Origin of the sequence: Dorea sp. BIOML-A1 (assembly GCF_009875615.1) — a bacterium.
Lineage (GTDB): Bacteria > Bacillota > Clostridia > Lachnospirales > Lachnospiraceae > Dorea_A > Dorea_A amylophila.
Window position 1 is genome coordinate 68837 of the sequence record NZ_WWSA01000003.1, and the last position, 16696, is coordinate 85532.

A 16696-nucleotide genomic window follows, 5' to 3' on the forward strand; every position below is an offset into this window, starting at 1 on the left:
CACTACACCTCGATCATATGTCTTACGATTTCCTCTGCATAAATCTCGTGATTTTCTTCATATTCCTGCTTCAGCGCATCAATTGCAGTCTGGTTCTTCTTCCGTTCCCGGTCCAGGACCTTCTCTACTTCCTGCTGCGACTTTTCTTTTATCTTCTCCAGTTTTTTCTGTGTCTCTTCTTCCAGGTCCCGGTCAAATTGATCTCTTTCTTCCTGTATCTGTCTTTCAATTTCACTCTTCTGCTGTCTGGCATGCTCTACGATCGTCTCCGCCGTTGTCTCTATTTCAGCCAATTTTCCAATTACAGAGTTCATAAGCCGCCCTCCTTTTCGCACATTTCACAACAAATAATTGTTATTTTTTTATCCACGTTATAATAATACACCTATTTTTTAAAATTACCACAATTATTTTGTATATATTGTATTATTTCTTCTCAATTCTTCTGACAATTTCTGCTTCCATTGACTTTTTCCTGCACAGACGATAAACTAAGAACGATTTGCAAACCCAGTGATTATAAGGAGGAATACACGTATGCGTCTTAGAAATATACCACGTGCAGAGAGCGTTCTCGAAGCCTGCAAAGAAGTTGTGAAAGATCCGGAAAGCTTACGCGGAAACTGGAACCAGACGTTTAAAAAAGAGCAGCCCCTGCACATCGAGATCGGCATGGGAAAAGGTCAGTTTCTTCTGACCCTGGCAGCCAAAAACCCACAAATTAACTACATCGGCATTGAGCGTTATTCCAGCGTTCTGCTGCGTGCCGTTGAGAAATTCCAGGAACTGGAAGCGGAGGGGAAAGCTCCTGCCAACATCCGGTTCATCTGTATGGATGCAAATGACCTGCCAACCGTATTCGCCCCGGCAGAAGTATCACGTATCTACCTGAACTTCTCCGATCCGTGGCCGAAAGCCCGCCATGCAAGAAGAAGACTGACTTCCAATGAATTCTTCAAGCTTTATGACCAGGTCCTAACCGCAGATGGAACGGTAGAATTCAAGACCGACAACCGGCCGCTCTTTGACTTTTCAGTAGAAGAACTCGAAACTTCCGAACTTTTCGTTCTGGATCAGCTATCCTATGATCTTCATAACGACAGTACGATGAATCAGGGCAATATTATGACTGAATATGAAGCCAAGTTCTCTTCTATGGGCAATCCGATCTGTAAACTGATCGCAAAGCGCAGATAACACGCTGCAATATCCGGACTTATATACCGATCCTGTCTGCCTGCACTTCTTCCCTTTCCTTTCATATATTAATAGAAAGCATATCTTATGCTCCTGTTTCTTATGGGAAAGGGTGGAAGCTTATGTTACATCTGACGACACAGAACTTTGATATCTGCCGGATGAACCACTGGCAGTTTTCTTCCGATACACCGGCAAAGGCTGGACCGGAGCATCCCACACTGGCTGTAGTCATGTTCTACGCTGTCTGGTGTGGAAAATGTGCAATGATGCGCCCTGTCATAGAAGATCTGGAAAAGAAATATCAGAAGAAATATTTCGGCAGCATCTGCTTTTTTGAAGTAGAGACCTCTGAATCCGCACTTCTTGCTGCGCAATATCAGACCGCTCTTCTTCCGTCATTTCTCATTTTCAAAGACCGAGAACTGATTGCCACCATGCAGGGAATGATACCGCAAAAGGAGCTGGACTCACGCCTGCAGGAATTGTTGACTGTGCAGACGCGGACGCAATCTACAGAAAATCTTTAGAAATAGTTAATTTATATTTTCTAGGAAAACACATTGTTTTATGTTATATTAAAAAAGTAACAGGGATAAAAATATTTAATAAAAAGGGGGCATGGTGAACACACCACGCATTATGAAAAAATTAAAAAGAGCATTACCAGTTGCCATGGCAATCGTACTTGGATCTACTGCGGCACCACTGGTTGTAAGAGCAGATTCATCCAAAGTTGTAACACTTGGCGCCAATCTGACTGATTCACAGAAGAATTCTATGTATGAGTATTTCGGAACTTCATCTGACAAAGCAGAAGTCATCGAAGTTACCAATGCAGATGAAAGAAAATATCTGGAAGGAGTCGCTCCCGACGAACAAATCGGTACCCGCACCTACAGCTGTTCTTATGTAGAACCAACCACAAGCGGCGGAATCCAGGTAAAGGTTTCCAACTTAACTTATGTTACAAGCTCTATGATCTCCAGTACGCTTCTGACATCCGGTGTTGAAAACTGTAATGTCGTTGCCGCTTCTCCGATCGAAGTATCCGGAACCGGTGCACTGACAGGTATCATGATGGCTTATGAGAAAGCCACCGGAACAACTCTGAATGACGATCAGAAAGCAGCTGCGACCGATGAACTTGTCACCACAGGAGACCTGGCCAATGACATCGGCCAGGACAAAGCGGAAAATGTCATGAACGATGTAAAAAAAGATGTGATCGAGGGCGGATTAACGGATGCAGATGACATTCAGAATGCAGTTGAAAACGCTGCCAAGGATAACAACGTCACGCTGACACAGGAACAGATCGACAAGATCTCCGATCTGATGAAAAACATTTCCCAGTATGACTATGATGTCAAAGCTCTGAAGAATACATTAGATAACATTGACGGAAAGAGTGGCGGATTCTTCTCCAACCTCTGGAGTTCCATCAAAGGTATCTTCGGCGGCGATGACAGTTCCGATGGCGGAATCATTAACGGCACGGATGACAGCGCACTCGGTGATGATGTCGTAACTAACAGTACACTGGATTCTTCCGACAATTCTTCCAACAGCACAGACAGTTCAGATGCCGCTTCGGATGATACTTCGGATGACAACAGTGATGACAGCGGATTCTGGGGCAAGATCAAGAATTTCTTCAAAGATCTGTTCGGTGGAAGCAATTCTAAGAAAGACGACACAGACAAGAGTAACGATGATGCCATTACAGAAGATAACTCTGATAACACTGATGAGCCGTCTGGCGACACACAGAACGATTCTCTGAACAACGATGCTGATTCTTCAGATGACAGCACAACAGACAACTCTGCTGATGATTCTTCATTGAATGACAGTACAGATAACCAGTCTGATAACCAGAGCAACACACAAAACAGTAGTGAATCCGATGCCTCTGGTTCCGATGCTTCTGATTCCTCAGCCGACAGTTCTTCCAACTAAATACAATCATTAATAAAGATGTATAGTAAAACGAAAAATGCCGGGAAGTTTCAACACTTCCCGGCATTTTTATCCGCAGGCATCAAAGTTTTTTGCCACTGACTTCATATAATTAAAACTCGAATACAGCAACTCCGTAAGGCGGCAATTTGTATGCGAATGAATACGGTCTTCCATCACATTCTTTCTTCTCCGCTTTGTATATCTTCTTACGATCTGCTCCGGTTCCGCCGTATTTCTCCTCATCACTGTTCAGGATCAGTTTATACTGTTTCTTTCTCGGCACTCCGACTCTGTAATCATCTCTTGCCATCGGCGTAAAGTTGCAGACGAACAACAGATTCTTCTTTGCACCTTTCGAATGTCTCATAAAACTGTAGATACTTCTGTATCCGTCATCCGCATTGATCCATTCGAATCCTTCCCAGCTCTGATCCATCTCATACATTGCCTTATGCCTCTTATACAGGTGTAAGAGGTCTTTTACCCACATCTTCATCTGCTGATGTTCCGGTTCGGCCAGCAGGAACCAGTCCAGTTCCCGTTCTTCACTCCATTCACGAAGCTGTGCAAATTCCTGTCCCATAAACAGAAGTTTCTTTCCTGCGTGTCCCATCATAAATGCATATCCGGCTTTCAGATTCGCATATTTATCAAATCCCAGTCCCGGCATCTTATTCAGCATCGAACACTTGAGATGTACCACCTCATCATGCGACAATACCAGAATATAATTCTCACTGTATGCATAACTCATGGCAAATGTCATCAGATGATGGTTATCCTTTCGGAAATATGGATCCAGTTTCATATATTCTGTGAAGTCATGCATCCATCCCATATTCCACTTCAGACTGAATCCCAGTCCACCTTCTTCTACATCTCCGGTAACCTGCGGCCATGCCGTAGATTCCTCTGCGATCATAAGTGCTCCCGGGTTTCTTCCAAGTACAACAGAATTCAGATGTCTGAAGAAATCGATCGCCTCCAGATTCTTATTCTCGCCATATTTGTTTGCAACCCATTCTCCGTCCTTCCGTCCGTAATCCAGATACAGCATCGAAGCAACCGCATCCACACGCAATCCGTCTATATGGAACTTCTCAACCCAGAATAACGCATTTGAGATCAGGAAGTTCCTTACTTCATTCTTTCCAAAATCAAATACTTTCGTTCCCCAGTCCGGATGTTCTCCCAATCTTGGATCTGCATATTCGTACGTCGGTGTTCCGTCAAAATCTGCCAGTCCGTGTGCATCCTTCGGGAAATGTGCCGGTACCCAGTCGAGAATGATACCGATTTTATTTCTATGCAGATAATTGATCATCCATGCAAAATCTTCCGGCGACCCATATCTGGATGTCGGTGCATAGTATCCGGTCACCTGATATCCCCAGGATCCGTCAAACGGATGCTCGGCAATTCCCATCAGTTCCACATGTGTGTAACCCATTTCTTTTATGTATTTGGTAATTGCCCTGGCAAATTCTCTATATGTATAGAATCCTTCATCTTCCCTTCCCGGGTGACGCATCCAGGAACCAATGTGTGCCTCATAGACAGACATTGGCTCCTGCTTATGATTCCAGGTCTTTCTACGTGTCATCCACTCTGTATCTGTCCATTTGATATTTTCAATATCTGTGACCCTGGATGCTGTTCCCGGTCTTAACTCCGCATAATTGGCATATGGATCTGCCTTAAATATCTGTTCTCCCGAATAAGTCTCGATACAATATTTATACATCTGATCCTTCTTCACACCTGGTATAAAACAGGTATAGATCCCGAGCGGCTCTTCCCTCTTCATCGGATTTGCCTCTGTGTCCCATTCATTGAACTCTCCGACTACCGATACCGCCTGCGCATGCGGTGCCCACACTGCAAAATACACACCTTTTTGTTTTCCGTTCTGTACCAGATGTGCGCCCAGCTTCTCATAAATCTCATAATGATTGCCCTGTCCGAAAAGGTATTGATCCAATTCACCTATTTCATATGGTTTTTTCTTTTTTTCAGCCATAATTACCCCTCGCATTCTGCTGCATATTTATAAGAACATTATACTTTACAAACAGGCAAAAAGAAAGAGCTTTGACCGTTTAGTTTGTCAAAACTCTTTCAAAATCCGACCTGTAAATCCTGTTCTCGACAGCTTCTTACAGGTATTCGTTTTTGTTAAATTCTAAAGTCTTCTTCTTTCAGAATAATTCTGTCAGAATCGTCGGTTCCCTTGCCGAATACTCTTCGTGCAAGATGTTTTACATTTGCTTTCTGTGAATGTGAGATTGCTTCATCCATGATCTCTTTTACTTCAGCAACTGATACTGCATGATCTTCTCTCTGCATTACATCGATACGGCTGTACAGTGCAAGGATTCCCATCTCATCCAATTTGTATCCATTCTCTTTCGCATATGTCTGACCGAATGTTACCAGCTCATCATTGATGAATACCGGAAGCTCCAGCTTAGAACTGAACTTCTTCTTGAATTCCGGGTTTGCTGTCATCAGACGCTCCAGAGGTTTTCTCTGATCTTCCAGTACAAAGAGCAATTCTCCTGTCTTCTTCTCCATCAGATAATTTAACTCTTTTACAGTTCTCGCATTCAATTTTCCTGCATGCTCAATGATGATCGCTCCGCCGCGCAGCTTCTGAATAATATTCGTAAGCTCTTTCTTATTAAGAGATTCACCTGTAACGATTGCTACTTTACCCTGTTTCAGACTTCTCTGTTTCTGAATTGCTTTTACAATATCAACCGCAAGGACCGTCTTACCAGATCCTTTTCTACCAATCACAAGAAGGTTACCTGTCTTGGATGTTCCTTCTCTCTGTGCCCTTCTGTCGTTATCAAGTACTTCAACGATCTGTTCGCTCATTCCTCTCACCGGTACAAAATATGAGAACAGCTTCTTCTGTTCTTCTGTAAGTCCGGCTTTCAGACCGATCTCACTCGTAGCACTCAGATCATATCTTCCGGTTACAACAAATCCTGTATCGAACGGAACACCGCCTTTAGATTTCTTGATTCTTGCTTGAATCTCTTCCTCTGATGGCTCTTCGATTTCTAACTCTTCATCCGCTTCTTCGTCGTCTTCAATCTCTAAATCTTCGTCATCAAAATCTGTCTCTTCATCGTCTACATCTGCAAAATCATCGTCGAAGTCTTCTTCTTCGTCCTCTACATCCGCAAAATCAGCATCGAAGTCTTCTTCTTCAAAATCGGCTTCTTCAAAGTCTTCATCCTCAAAGTCTTCCTCTTCAAAATCAGCTTCTTCAAAGTCTTCATCTTCGAAATCAGCTTCTTCTTCGTCCTCTTCTTCGAAGTCTTCATCCTCGAAATCAGCTTCTTCTTCGTCCTCTTCTTCGAAGTCTTCATCATCGAAATCAGCTTCTTCAAAGTCTTCCTCCTCAAAGTCTTCCTCTTCAAAATCAGCTTCTTCAAAGTCTTCATCCTCAAAGTCTTCTTCTTCGAAATCAGCCTCTTCAAAGTCTTCATCCTCAAAGTCTTCCTCTTCGAAATCAGCTTCTTCAAAATCTTCATCATCGAAATCGGCTTCTTCAAAACTGCTTCCACTCATATCGATTCCGCTAAGTTCTTCTTCGATTCCTTCAATGAAGTCTTCTTCTGTTTCCGAACCATCTTCAAAATCCTCTTCATAGAGTTCTTCTTCCGACTCTTCATTTTCCATTTCTTCCATCAGACGTACAATATCATCCGGAATTCTCTGTGTCTTGCTTATCGGTTCTGCCTCTTCCTCGGCTGCCTTTCTTGCTGCTTCTTCCTCGGCCTTTCTTCTTGCCTCTTCTTCGGCCGCTTTTCTTGCTGCTTCTTCCTCGGCTTTTCTTCTTGCTTCTTCTTCGGCCGCTTTTCTTGCTGCTTCTTCCTCAGCTTTTCTTCTTGCTTCTTCTTCGGCTGCCTTTCTTGCTGCTTCTTCTTCGGCTGCCTTTCTTGCTGCTTCTTCCTCGGCTTTTCTTCTTGCCTCTTCTTCGGCCGCCTTTCTTGCTGCCTCTTCTTCCTCGGCTTTTCTTCTTGCCTCAGCCTCCGCCGCTTTTCTCTCAACTTCTCTGCGTTCTTCTTCCTGGCGGATACGAGCCTGTTCTCTTTCTTTCTGAAGACGCTCTTCATCTTTTGCTTTCTGCTTCTCGATTGCTGCTTCGTGGTCTTTCTGTTTTTCTTCCCATTTCTGAAGAATATCATCGATCATCATCTGACCATTCGCCAGAATCTCATCTTCACGCTCTTTCATTGCTTCTTCTTCAATTGTAATGCCATTGGCAACCGCCATGCCCTGCGCTAAAGCTTCCTCCAAAGTAGCTCCTGTCACAACCTGTTTGATCGTTGATCCATGTTCTTCCGCAGCCTCTTCCGTTTCAGTATATACCGGTTCTTCTTCCACGACTTCTTCTGCAGCTTCTTCTACAATTTCTTCCTGCGGAATCTCTTCTTGTACAACAGTTTCCTGCATTGGTACTTCCTGTGGAATCTCTTCCTGTACAACAGTTTCCTGCATCGGTACTTCCTGCGGAGGAATTTCCTGAACTTCAGATTCATCAACTCTTTCTGTCACTGGCTCTCTGACCGGCTCTTCTTGTACGTCAACAGTCTCTTCTGTACCTTCATTATATTCATTCTCGTCATCCACTTCTTCCAGTGTTGATTCCGGTTGTTTCTCCGGTTCCGGTTTCTTCTTAACCGCTCCCGGACGGCTGTCATATTTCTCCTGCTGAAGTGGTGTCAGTGGCTTATACTTCATCTTCAGTTCCATTGCAAGGTATACATATTTGCCTTCACTGAACCACAAGATCAGATCATCACATTCTTCCAGACATTCTGCTGTCATTCCGGCTTCATCATACAATTTGGCAAGTTCATATGCCCACTTTTCAATATATTCCGCTTTTTTAAATTCTTCCAGTGCTGTAATCTGATCTGTCAGCGATGCCCCCTGTGTTCTCAGAATCTTATATTTTAAAATATACTGATTCGGATCTTTTGGTGCCAGCTTTACGAATTCTTCATAACAATCCGTTGCTTCTCTGATATCTTTGATCTTCAATGCCAGTGTGCCTAAACGATATACAATTTTTCTGCTTCCCGGTGCTCTGTCAAATGCCAGGAACAGTATATCTCTCCCCTTCTTAAACTCACCGTTATATTCATAAATCTCACTGACTGTATTGAGCATTGACGCATTCTTTACTCTTCGCCAGTCTATACCATCAGCAATTTCCTTTGCCTGCTGGTACTCCTTCTTTTCCAGATGATCAAGCATTTGCTCGGTCTTCACCCTATATTCATATTTATCCAATATTTCTCACCTCAAATGTTTATTTTAAAAAAGCGTATTTCCCTACAATTTTACTTATATAAGTTTATCATATGACCTGTTTATTGTCAAAATATCCCGCCAAATATGTTAAAAAAATATTACAAAAATTACAATTTTTTTATCCCTGTAAAATATCTGCCGGCTGCTCTCTGATATCAACGTAAAAAACAGCCATCATATTCTTTCCTATGATGGCTGTTACATATTCAATTTTATCATATTTAATTTTTATATCGGAGAATGATTTTTAATTTTTATTCCCTGTCGCCTTTGTATGCTTTCCGATGATCTTTTACTCATCTTCTTTGCACATTCATTCAAATCTACTATTCATGTTTCTTTACACATATTAATAATATCTTTAAATATGTGGTATTCTGTTCAATATGTCTGCAGTTCTTTTTATCGTCCGGTGTATATTTTCTCCGTCTGTTCTATTCTTCCGAATCTCCTCTACCGGCCTTTTATCTATTATAATAAAGGCTTATTCTCTGGGAACTTCTACCTGCCATACCACTAACATATTGATTCGATGATTCTACTGTGTCCATTGGATTAAGCCTCCTTTTCATAAATTTCCAATCAACGATATCTCACCGACATATGAAATATTCTTCATCCTTGATAAACTTTTCTTTTATCACTTAAGATATAAGTTGGAATTTATTATCTCATCTCTTCTACGATTATGATCCATATCCCCTTGATACCATTCTATAATCGTTATTCATCCATTCTCTTTCTCTACAATATACTTTACGATATTTGATATCCGATGCCTTACCAGATATTTCATATCTATATCCTGTATTTTTCGATTCTTAAACGAATTGAGAATTTATAATAAAAATACATCTTATAAAATATGTGATATTCAATTTTCAAGATTCCCTTTCTCGTCAGGAATTCTTTTTTGTTTATTTTGGATTTCCTTTGGATTGATTATATAATATCATTCGACTTTTATTTTGTCAATACTTTTTGCAATTAATTTTATTTATTTTTCATTATTCTATTTCAAAAGTTAAATTATCTGATTTTTCTTTATTTATTTTAATGTTTACACAATACTATACATTTTCAAATCGTATGCTTTTGTTAACATCATACGCTTGCGCATGTCCAATTGTTAACCAGCTATCTTTTACAGTTGACATTTTATCCTGTTTATTTTATACTTCTGTTATATTTTGAGATAAAACTAAAGGAAAGGAGTTCTGCCATGTCATACGGCAGACAATTACCACTATGAACAACACAGTAAATAGCACAACAACGAAAAAGCTTTCCACCCGCAAACTGGTTCTGATTGCTTTGATGACTGCAATCACCTGTATCTTCGCTCCTATGGCGATTCCGATTCCGGTCAGCCCGGTACCGATCAGTCTTACCAACCTGGTGATCATGATCAGTATCTATGTACTTGGTTTTAGAGATGCAACCATCAGTTACATCGTATATCTGTTACTTGGTCTTGTCGGTCTCCCTGTATTTTCCGGTTTTACCGGTGGATTAGGAAAGCTTGCAGGTCCTACCGGCGGATACCTGATTGGTTTCATCTTCCTTGCACTGATTTCCGGACTGTTCGTTGATAAATTTCCAAAGAACAGAATCCTGGCAGTTGTCGGTATGATCATCGGTATGGCAGTCACTTATATCTTCGGTACAGAGTGGCTTGCGATCCAGTTGAAAATGTCATTCGTTGCAGCACTTTCTGTCGGAGTAATTCCTTATCTTGCCGGTGACGCAGCGAAGATTATCATTGCGATCATCGTCGGACCTGTACTCCGCGCACGTTTGCAGAAGTTGCAGTAATATCATCTATTACTGAAATATCTGCAGAACCTGCTGCCGCATGTTCTTATACAAAAATACACAATACAGGAAAATCAAATTAACATGTTCTTCCTTGTATTGTGTATTTTTATTATTCCAACATTCTTTTTCTAGCACAAACTGCTTAGCCACTTCCGACGTAGTTCTTCCACTGACCTCATAATATAATCCGGATGGTATTTATATTTCTTTTCTTCTTCCTCAGTTGCCTCTCCCGTAAGCACCAGCACAGTATCTATCCCGGCATTGTATCCACACAAAATATCCGTATACAGACGATCTCCGACGATTACTGTCTCTTCTTTCCTGTAATTATTTCTCCTTAATGCCAGTTCTGCTATATCAGGTTCCGGTTTCCCGATAAAATGCGGCATCCGTTTTACTGCATGTGCCAGCATCTCACAGATTGCTCCGCAGTCCGGTACATATCCGAACTCGATCGGACACACATAATCGGGATTCGTAGCAAGATAGTCTACCTTCTTTGTACTTAGAAGTTTACAGGTGTCTGTCAATTTCTCATAAGTGAGCTGATTATCATAAGAGATTACCACACAGGTAATCTCCTCATCTTCACAATCCGTTGTCACACGGATCTTATTCTTCTTCAATTCCCAGATGAATGATTTCGTCCCTAATACATAGATCAGTTCTCCGTCATGATGTTTCTTCAGATAATCAATCATTGCATAAGATGCTGTCAGAAAATTCGTATATTCCGTATGAATTCCAAGCCTCTGAAAAAAACAGATATAATCTTCCACACTTCTGGTCGCATTATTGGTAATAAAGACATACTGCCCGCCATTTTCTTTAATGTCTCTTAAAAACTTTGCTGCACCTTCGATCAGTTGATTTCCTTTGCAGATCGTACCATCTATGTCCAGAAGGAACAGTTTCTTTTCTCCCAGCATCCGCTTTAGTTCTCACTTTCTTTCCGGACACGGACGGCCACATCCGGATAATTTGTGATCACTGCAGTTATGCCTGCTTCTATCAGTTCTTTCATATCGGTTTCTTCATTCACAGTCCAGACACGGACCTTCAGACCACTCTTTTTATATTCTTCCAGGAAATCGGCCATCTTCACATGATATACCGCCGGATGTAAACCATCTACGTTTGTCTCTTTGGCATATCCTTCCACGTTCAATATTACGTCGCTGTACAGATACGCCGTCTCTGCATCCGGTACGATTTCTTTCAGCCGCTGCACACTGTAATGATTGAAAGACGAGTATACGATCCGGTCTTTCATTCCTGTTTCTTCTACAATCTCTGCAACCTTTTTCTCAATATCCGGATACCAGTAAATTCCCGTCTTTAATTCTATATTTACCTGAATGCCAGATGGTTTTACTGCTTCCAAAACTTCTTTTAATGTCGGAATTTTTGACTGGCTGTATGCAGGAAATCTATCCTTTAATACAGTCAGTTCTTTTAATTCCTGAAGTGTATAATCTTTTACATAACCGGTCTTATCTGTCACCCGGTCGATTGTCTCGTCATGAATGACAACCGGAACTCCGTCGCTGGATAATTGTACATCCAGCTCGATTCCGTCCGCCCCCTGTCTGATTGCCAGGGCAAATGCCTCCAGTGTGTTTTCCGGAGCATAGCCGCTGGCACCTCTGTGCGCAAATACTTTTGTATTACTCAATTGTAACGCCTCTTCTTTTTCTAATTATTTACAGTGTTATAGTCTTTGATGGATTTGTTAATCGTATCTGACATTTTCTGTACCGCTGTATCTACATCTTCTTTTCCATTCAGCATACTTTCAATTTCAGATTCTACCGTTGCTCTTGCCTCTGGGAATACGCTCAACAACGCTCCGCAATACTTCGGTGAAGAATCATGCAGCTGATCGATCGCTGTCTGGAACTGTGGATACTGTGCAATGTTGTCTTTAAATGTCTGCTCGTCCTGTGACTTTGTTGTAACTGGAAAATAACCTGTCTGTGCATTCCAGTATGCCTGAGACTCTGGAGAGATCAGGAATTTTACGAATTCCCATGTTGCACGGAGTTTCTTTGGATCTTTATTGTCCAGAGCCCACAAAGATGCACCACCGATAGACACGCCGCCTTTATCACTTTCTTTTACCTTAGGGAAGTATGCTGTTCCAACATTGAATTTACCATTCACATCCTGAAGGATCTGCTTTAAGGATGCTGTAGATCCCAGTGTAATGGCTGATTTTCCTGCTGAGAAATCTGCAAGTCCTGCGTCCCCGCCTTTTCCTACGATCGGTGCATATCCATCTTTATTTAATTTCTGCCACTCAGTCAGAATATTTTTGGCTGCACCGTTTTTATCAAACTCAACTGCTGTTGCTGTCTTATCTCGTCCATTTCCATTATTTGCATAGTTAAGTCCCTGTTTTCCGATAAGTTCCTCGAAGAACCATCCATAGATTCCAAGAGACATTACTTCACTGGCTCCGCCTTTTGACATCAGCTGTTCACCAATCTTATCAATTCCTTCCAGACTGTCAGGTACATCCGCGATTCCTGCTTTGTCGAACATGTCTTTATTATAATACATGATCGGTGTAGAGGAGTTAAATGGCATAGAATATAATTTATCATCAATTGTATAATATGCTGACAAGTTTGGTTCGATCTGAGACACATCATATTTATCTGCATCGATCATTTCCTGCATCGGAACGGTCCATCCGGATTCGATCATAAATCGTGTACCAACTTCATATACCTGCACCAGATCTGCACCCATGTTACCGATCTGTGCACTCTTTAACTTATTCAGGGAATCATCATACTCGCCCTGATACTGTGACTCTACTTTGATTCCATATTTGTTCTCGTCATTGAACTTCTTTACCAGCGCATCAATTGCCTGCCCGTTAACACCACCCATGGAATGCCAGAATGTGATCGTTGTTCCATCTACGTCTTTTGCATCAGCCATTTCTACTTTTTCATTGCTGTCTTTACTTCCGTCGGAACCATTCTGGCTCACAGATGATTTTCCATTGCCACATCCTGCCAGCATTCCGGCTGCCATTGCTGCCACAAGCAATAATGAAACTGCTTTTTTCTTCATAATACTTTTCCCTCCTGAGAAATTTTTGTTTTCATTTTTGTAATATCAGAGATAAATATTGGTTTGCAGATTATTTTATTCATTTATCTCTGATATCTTGGTATTGTACGTGTATGTGTTATACACAGATGTTATATGCAGAGAACTTGCCACTGGCAGCTTCTCTTGCATACTTTGATATATAGAATCGGGACTGTACGTATTTTTATTTCCCGTTTCTACTGTTATAATGTTAGAACCTTTAGCCTTTTACGGCTCCCGAGAACATTCCTCTGATCAGCTGTTTCTGACCTATGATGAAGATGGAAATCGACGGGATAATGATCATCACAACTCCCGCGATCATCAGTGTGATCGACTGCGAATCTACGCTGTCCAGCATGCTGATACCGATCTGTACCGTTCTCATATTGTTGGAACCTGTAACCAGTAATGGCCACATATACATGTTCCATGCATTAATAAATGTATAGACTGCCATTGCCCCGATTGCCGACTTGGTAAGCGGAATTAGGATCTTGGCAATAAATCTTAAGTTACTGCACCCATCCAGTTTTGCAGATTCATATAAAGACATCGGGAAGGTCATATAGAACTGACGAAACAGGAAGATTCCCATTGCCGATGTCAGGTATGGAATAATCAGTACCGGATAAGTGTCCAGGATTCCCCAGTTACCTACTGTCAAATAATTGGAGATGATCGTTGCTTCTCCAGGGACCATCATCGTTGCCATAACGACTGCGAATAATAATCCTTTTCCCTTAAAATCCAGGAATGAAAATGCAAATGCTGCCAGCGAGCATGAGATGATCTGCCCGATCGTAATACATCCTGCCATGATGAATGAGTTCACGATAAACCGGAATAACGGCACCGTTGTAAATGCCTCTTTAAAATTCTGTAATGTCGGATGCTTTGGAAGCAGATTCAGATCTGTTGTAAATAATTCATTCGATGGCATAAATGCGATGCTTATTGCATACAAAAGTGGAAGTAAAATCAATACTGCAAATACAACATTTGCCACAAGTCTTAATGCTGTACGGCTTCTCTTTTTCGCAAGTGCCCTGGCATTCATTTTATTCTTTAATTCCAGAAGTTCGCTTTTTGATAAACGTCCCTCCATTGGAATTGCCATACTTTCTGACTGACTCATTAATAATTCACTCCCTTCTTTTCAATACGGAACATTACCAGCGTTACCAGCATGATGATCACAAATAAGATAACTGACTGTGCAGATGCGCTTCCGAATTTATAGTTGAAGAACGCATCCCGGTAAATAGAATATACGATTACATTGGTCGATTCATTCGGTCCGCCCTCTGTCAGGATCTTGATCTGTCCAAATGACTGGAAAGCCTGAATAATATTTACCACTACGGTGTAGAACATGATCGGTGAAAGTCCCGGAAGTGTTAAGCTGAAGAACTGCTGTACTCCGCTTGCCCCGTCCACGGATGCTCTTTCATAAATGGTCTCGTCAATATTTCCAAGTCCTGCCGAAAAATACAGGAAGTTAATCCCACTGTTCAGCCATGCCGTCAGGATTGCCACACAGTAAAGTGCTGTGTGCGGATCATTCAGCCAGTTGATATCCAGTCCCAGAAGCTTATTTACAATTCCGACTGCCGGATGAAGCATGATCTGGAATATCATGGCTGCCGAACTTGATGCGATTGCCATCGGCAGTGCATATGCCGTACTGAATACCCGGATTCCCGGAAATGCCTTATTACACAGTACTGCTGCGATCAGTCCCAGAAGCATTCCGCCGAATACTACGATCACTACAAAGATTAACGTTACTTTCAAACTATTTCTAAATGACTCTGAAGTCAGCAGATCCACATAGTTCTGAAGTCCTACGAACAACTTTGCCTGTCCCATTTTATTTGTCATAAACAGACTTAAGTAAACTGTCTTCACAAATGGATAGAACAGAAATACGGCAAATATCAGAAGACTGGGTACCAGATAGAAATATGGCGTAATCCGCAATTTCTTTTTCTTTTTCATTCTTAACATCCTTTCCTGTACAAGACATTTTCTTCTGTCTCTATATCAAATACATGGGCACGGTCCATATCAAAATACAGCTTCACCTTTTCTCCCACCTTTGTCTGGTTGGATGGCTGTAATCTGACCGCATGTGTTTTATGCTGCTCATCAAAATACAGCACCACTTCTGCACCAAGCATTTCTCTTGTCACAACAGTCTCTTCCACGCCTACACTGTTCTGCTCGAACCCACCGGCTTTTGCCTCCTCATACTCATAGATGTCTTCCGGGCGGATTCCTAAGATCACTCGTTTTCCATTGTATTTTTCACGGATGATTTCCGCATTCTGTCCGGTCAGATATACCTTCTTCACAGGTCCGGTTGTTGCAAAAATCAATGCCGTCTTCTCTCTTTCTGCATACACATCACATGCGATAAAGTTCATCGACGGAGAACCGACAAATCCTGCTACGAATTTGTTGATTGGATTGTCATAAATGCTCTGCGGTGTATCTACCTGCTGGATCAGCCCGTCTCTCATAACCACAATTTTTGTTCCCAATGTCATTGCTTCTGTCTGGTCATGCGTAACATAGATGATTGTTGTATCCAGTTCTTTATGTAATTTCTGAAGTTCCACACGCATCTGGGCACGTAATTTGGCATCCAGATTGGAAAGTGGTTCATCCATCAGAAATGCTTTCGGCTGTCGGATGATTGCCGCTCCGATCGCCACTCTCTGCTTCTGCCCTCCGGACAGTGCAACTGGTTTACGGTCTAGCAGGGAATCAATCTCCAGGATCTTTGCCACCTGTCTGACTTTCTGATCAATCTCCTTTTTTGGTACTTTCCGGATCTTCAGTGAATAAGCAATATTTCCGTAGACCGTCATATTCGGATATAATGCATAATTCTGAAATACCATCGACATATCCCTCTCTTTCGGTTCCAGGTAATTGCAGAGTTTTCCATCAATCCATAACTCACCATCTGTAATCTCTTCAAGACCTGCTATCAATCTTAATGTCGTTGACTTTCCACATCCGGAAGGCCCAACAAAAATCACAAACTCTTTATCATGAATGTCCAGATTAAAGTCCTTTACTCCATAATGCTCTGAATCGAATTGCTTACAGACATTCCTCAACGCAATTTCTGACATTCCTTTTCCTCCTTTGCAGCCTGATGACTGCTTTCTTTTTTCATCATTTCTCGTACGGTGAATATCCTATCACTTTTGTTTAGGGGGCTCTATCATGGTTTTACAAAGATTTTGTTAAATGTTAGTAA

The 16696-nt window shown here is 41.7% G+C and carries 13 protein-coding genes; 4 read left to right on the top strand and 9 right to left on the bottom strand.

What is annotated here, in order from left to right; genetic code table 11:
- Positions 1 to 2: 2 nt before the first annotated feature.
- Complete coding sequence (locus GT508_RS01805) at positions 3 to 314, bottom strand: hypothetical protein (protein WP_117597640.1); 312 nt, start codon at positions 312 to 314, stop codon at positions 3 to 5.
- A gap of 223 nt (positions 315 to 537) precedes the next feature.
- On the opposite strand from GT508_RS01805, the gene trmB reads away from it, so the two are divergent.
- The 3 genes from trmB (at position 538) to GT508_RS01820 (ending at position 3159) form a co-directional block, all read left to right on the top strand.
- Positions 538 to 1197 carry a tRNA (guanosine(46)-N7)-methyltransferase TrmB gene (gene trmB / locus GT508_RS01810; protein ID WP_117597641.1) on the top strand — a complete coding sequence of 220 codons (660 nt, stop codon included), beginning with the start codon at positions 538 to 540 and terminating at the stop codon, positions 1195 to 1197.
- 122 nt (positions 1198 to 1319) lie between these two features.
- Positions 1320 to 1727, top strand: a complete 408-nt coding sequence (locus tag GT508_RS01815) for a thioredoxin family protein (RefSeq protein WP_161143449.1) — start codon at positions 1320 to 1322, stop codon at positions 1725 to 1727.
- A gap of 91 nt (positions 1728 to 1818) precedes the next feature.
- Positions 1819 to 3159 (top strand): DUF1002 domain-containing protein, encoded by a 1341-nt coding sequence (locus GT508_RS01820; RefSeq protein WP_243144045.1) that lies wholly within the window; start codon positions 1819 to 1821, stop codon positions 3157 to 3159.
- A 112-nt stretch (positions 3160 to 3271) separates the two neighbouring features.
- Here GT508_RS01820 and glgB read toward each other — a convergent pair whose 3' ends face one another.
- A complete protein-coding gene (glgB, locus tag GT508_RS01825; RefSeq protein WP_161143450.1) occupies positions 3272 to 5182 on the bottom strand; it encodes a 1,4-alpha-glucan branching protein GlgB in 1911 nt (636 codons plus the stop codon).
- A gap of 155 nt (positions 5183 to 5337) precedes the next feature.
- Complete coding sequence (locus tag GT508_RS01830; RefSeq protein WP_161143478.1) at positions 5338 to 8439, bottom strand: pentapeptide repeat-containing protein; 3102 nt, start codon at positions 8437 to 8439, stop codon at positions 5338 to 5340.
- 1305 nt (positions 8440 to 9744) lie between these two features.
- On the opposite strand from GT508_RS01830, the gene GT508_RS01835 reads away from it, so the two are divergent.
- Complete coding sequence (locus GT508_RS01835) at positions 9745 to 10311, top strand: biotin transporter BioY (RefSeq protein WP_161143451.1); 567 nt, start codon at positions 9745 to 9747, stop codon at positions 10309 to 10311.
- Positions 10312 to 10442: 131 nt separating this feature from the next.
- On the opposite strand, the gene GT508_RS01840 is transcribed toward GT508_RS01835, so the two are convergent.
- The 6 genes from GT508_RS01840 to GT508_RS01865 form a co-directional block, all read right to left on the bottom strand.
- Positions 10443 to 11246 (bottom strand): HAD-IIA family hydrolase, encoded by an 804-nt coding sequence (locus GT508_RS01840; RefSeq protein WP_161143452.1) that lies wholly within the window; start codon positions 11244 to 11246, stop codon positions 10443 to 10445.
- 5 nt (positions 11247 to 11251) lie between these two features.
- A complete protein-coding gene (locus GT508_RS01845; protein WP_028088021.1) occupies positions 11252 to 11992 on the bottom strand; it encodes a glycerophosphodiester phosphodiesterase in 741 nt (246 codons plus the stop codon).
- A 20-nt stretch (positions 11993 to 12012) separates the two neighbouring features.
- Positions 12013 to 13401 carry an ABC transporter substrate-binding protein gene (locus GT508_RS01850; RefSeq protein WP_161143453.1) on the bottom strand — a complete coding sequence of 463 codons (1389 nt, stop codon included), beginning with the start codon at positions 13399 to 13401 and terminating at the stop codon, positions 12013 to 12015.
- A 241-nt stretch (positions 13402 to 13642) separates the two neighbouring features.
- Positions 13643 to 14560 (bottom strand): carbohydrate ABC transporter permease, encoded by a 918-nt coding sequence (locus GT508_RS01855; protein ID WP_006428813.1) that lies wholly within the window; start codon positions 14558 to 14560, stop codon positions 13643 to 13645.
- Positions 14560 to 15423, bottom strand: a complete 864-nt coding sequence (locus GT508_RS01860; protein WP_028088019.1) for a carbohydrate ABC transporter permease — start codon at positions 15421 to 15423, stop codon at positions 14560 to 14562. Before GT508_RS01860 ends, GT508_RS01855 begins: the two co-directional genes overlap by 1 nt.
- Before the next feature lie 2 nt (positions 15424 to 15425).
- Positions 15426 to 16568 carry an ABC transporter ATP-binding protein gene (locus GT508_RS01865; RefSeq protein ID WP_006428817.1) on the bottom strand — a complete coding sequence of 381 codons (1143 nt, stop codon included), beginning with the start codon at positions 16566 to 16568 and terminating at the stop codon, positions 15426 to 15428.
- Between the last annotated feature and the right edge of the window lie 128 nt (positions 16569 to 16696).

What these genes read in the sequence shown, in the direction of transcription:
- GT508_RS01805 (WP_117597640.1), bottom strand. Translation starts at nt 314, where the DNA reads ATGAACTCTGTAATTGGAAAATTGGCTGAAATAGAGACAACGGCGGAG.
- trmB (WP_117597641.1), top strand. Translation starts at nt 538, where the DNA reads ATGCGTCTTAGAAATATACCACGTGCAGAGAGCGTTCTCGAAGCCTGC.
- GT508_RS01815 (WP_161143449.1), top strand. Translation starts at nt 1,320, where the DNA reads ATGTTACATCTGACGACACAGAACTTTGATATCTGCCGGATGAACCAC.
- GT508_RS01820 (WP_243144045.1), top strand. Translation starts at nt 1,819, where the DNA reads ATGGTGAACACACCACGCATTATGAAAAAATTAAAAAGAGCATTACCA.
- glgB (WP_161143450.1), bottom strand. Translation starts at nt 5,182, where the DNA reads ATGGCTGAAAAAAAGAAAAAACCATATGAAATAGGTGAATTGGATCAA.
- GT508_RS01830 (WP_161143478.1), bottom strand. Translation starts at nt 8,439, where the DNA reads ATGCTTGATCATCTGGAAAAGAAGGAGTACCAGCAGGCAAAGGAAATT.
- GT508_RS01835 (WP_161143451.1), top strand. Translation starts at nt 9,745, where the DNA reads ATGAACAACACAGTAAATAGCACAACAACGAAAAAGCTTTCCACCCGC.
- GT508_RS01840 (WP_161143452.1), bottom strand. Translation starts at nt 11,246, where the DNA reads ATGCTGGGAGAAAAGAAACTGTTCCTTCTGGACATAGATGGTACGATC.
- GT508_RS01850 (WP_161143453.1), bottom strand. Translation starts at nt 13,401, where the DNA reads ATGAAGAAAAAAGCAGTTTCATTATTGCTTGTGGCAGCAATGGCAGCC.
- GT508_RS01855 (WP_006428813.1), bottom strand. Translation starts at nt 14,560, where the DNA reads ATGAGTCAGTCAGAAAGTATGGCAATTCCAATGGAGGGACGTTTATCA.
- GT508_RS01860 (WP_028088019.1), bottom strand. Translation starts at nt 15,423, where the DNA reads ATGAAAAAGAAAAAGAAATTGCGGATTACGCCATATTTCTATCTGGTA.
- GT508_RS01865 (WP_006428817.1), bottom strand. Translation starts at nt 16,568, where the DNA reads ATGTCAGAAATTGCGTTGAGGAATGTCTGTAAGCAATTCGATTCAGAG.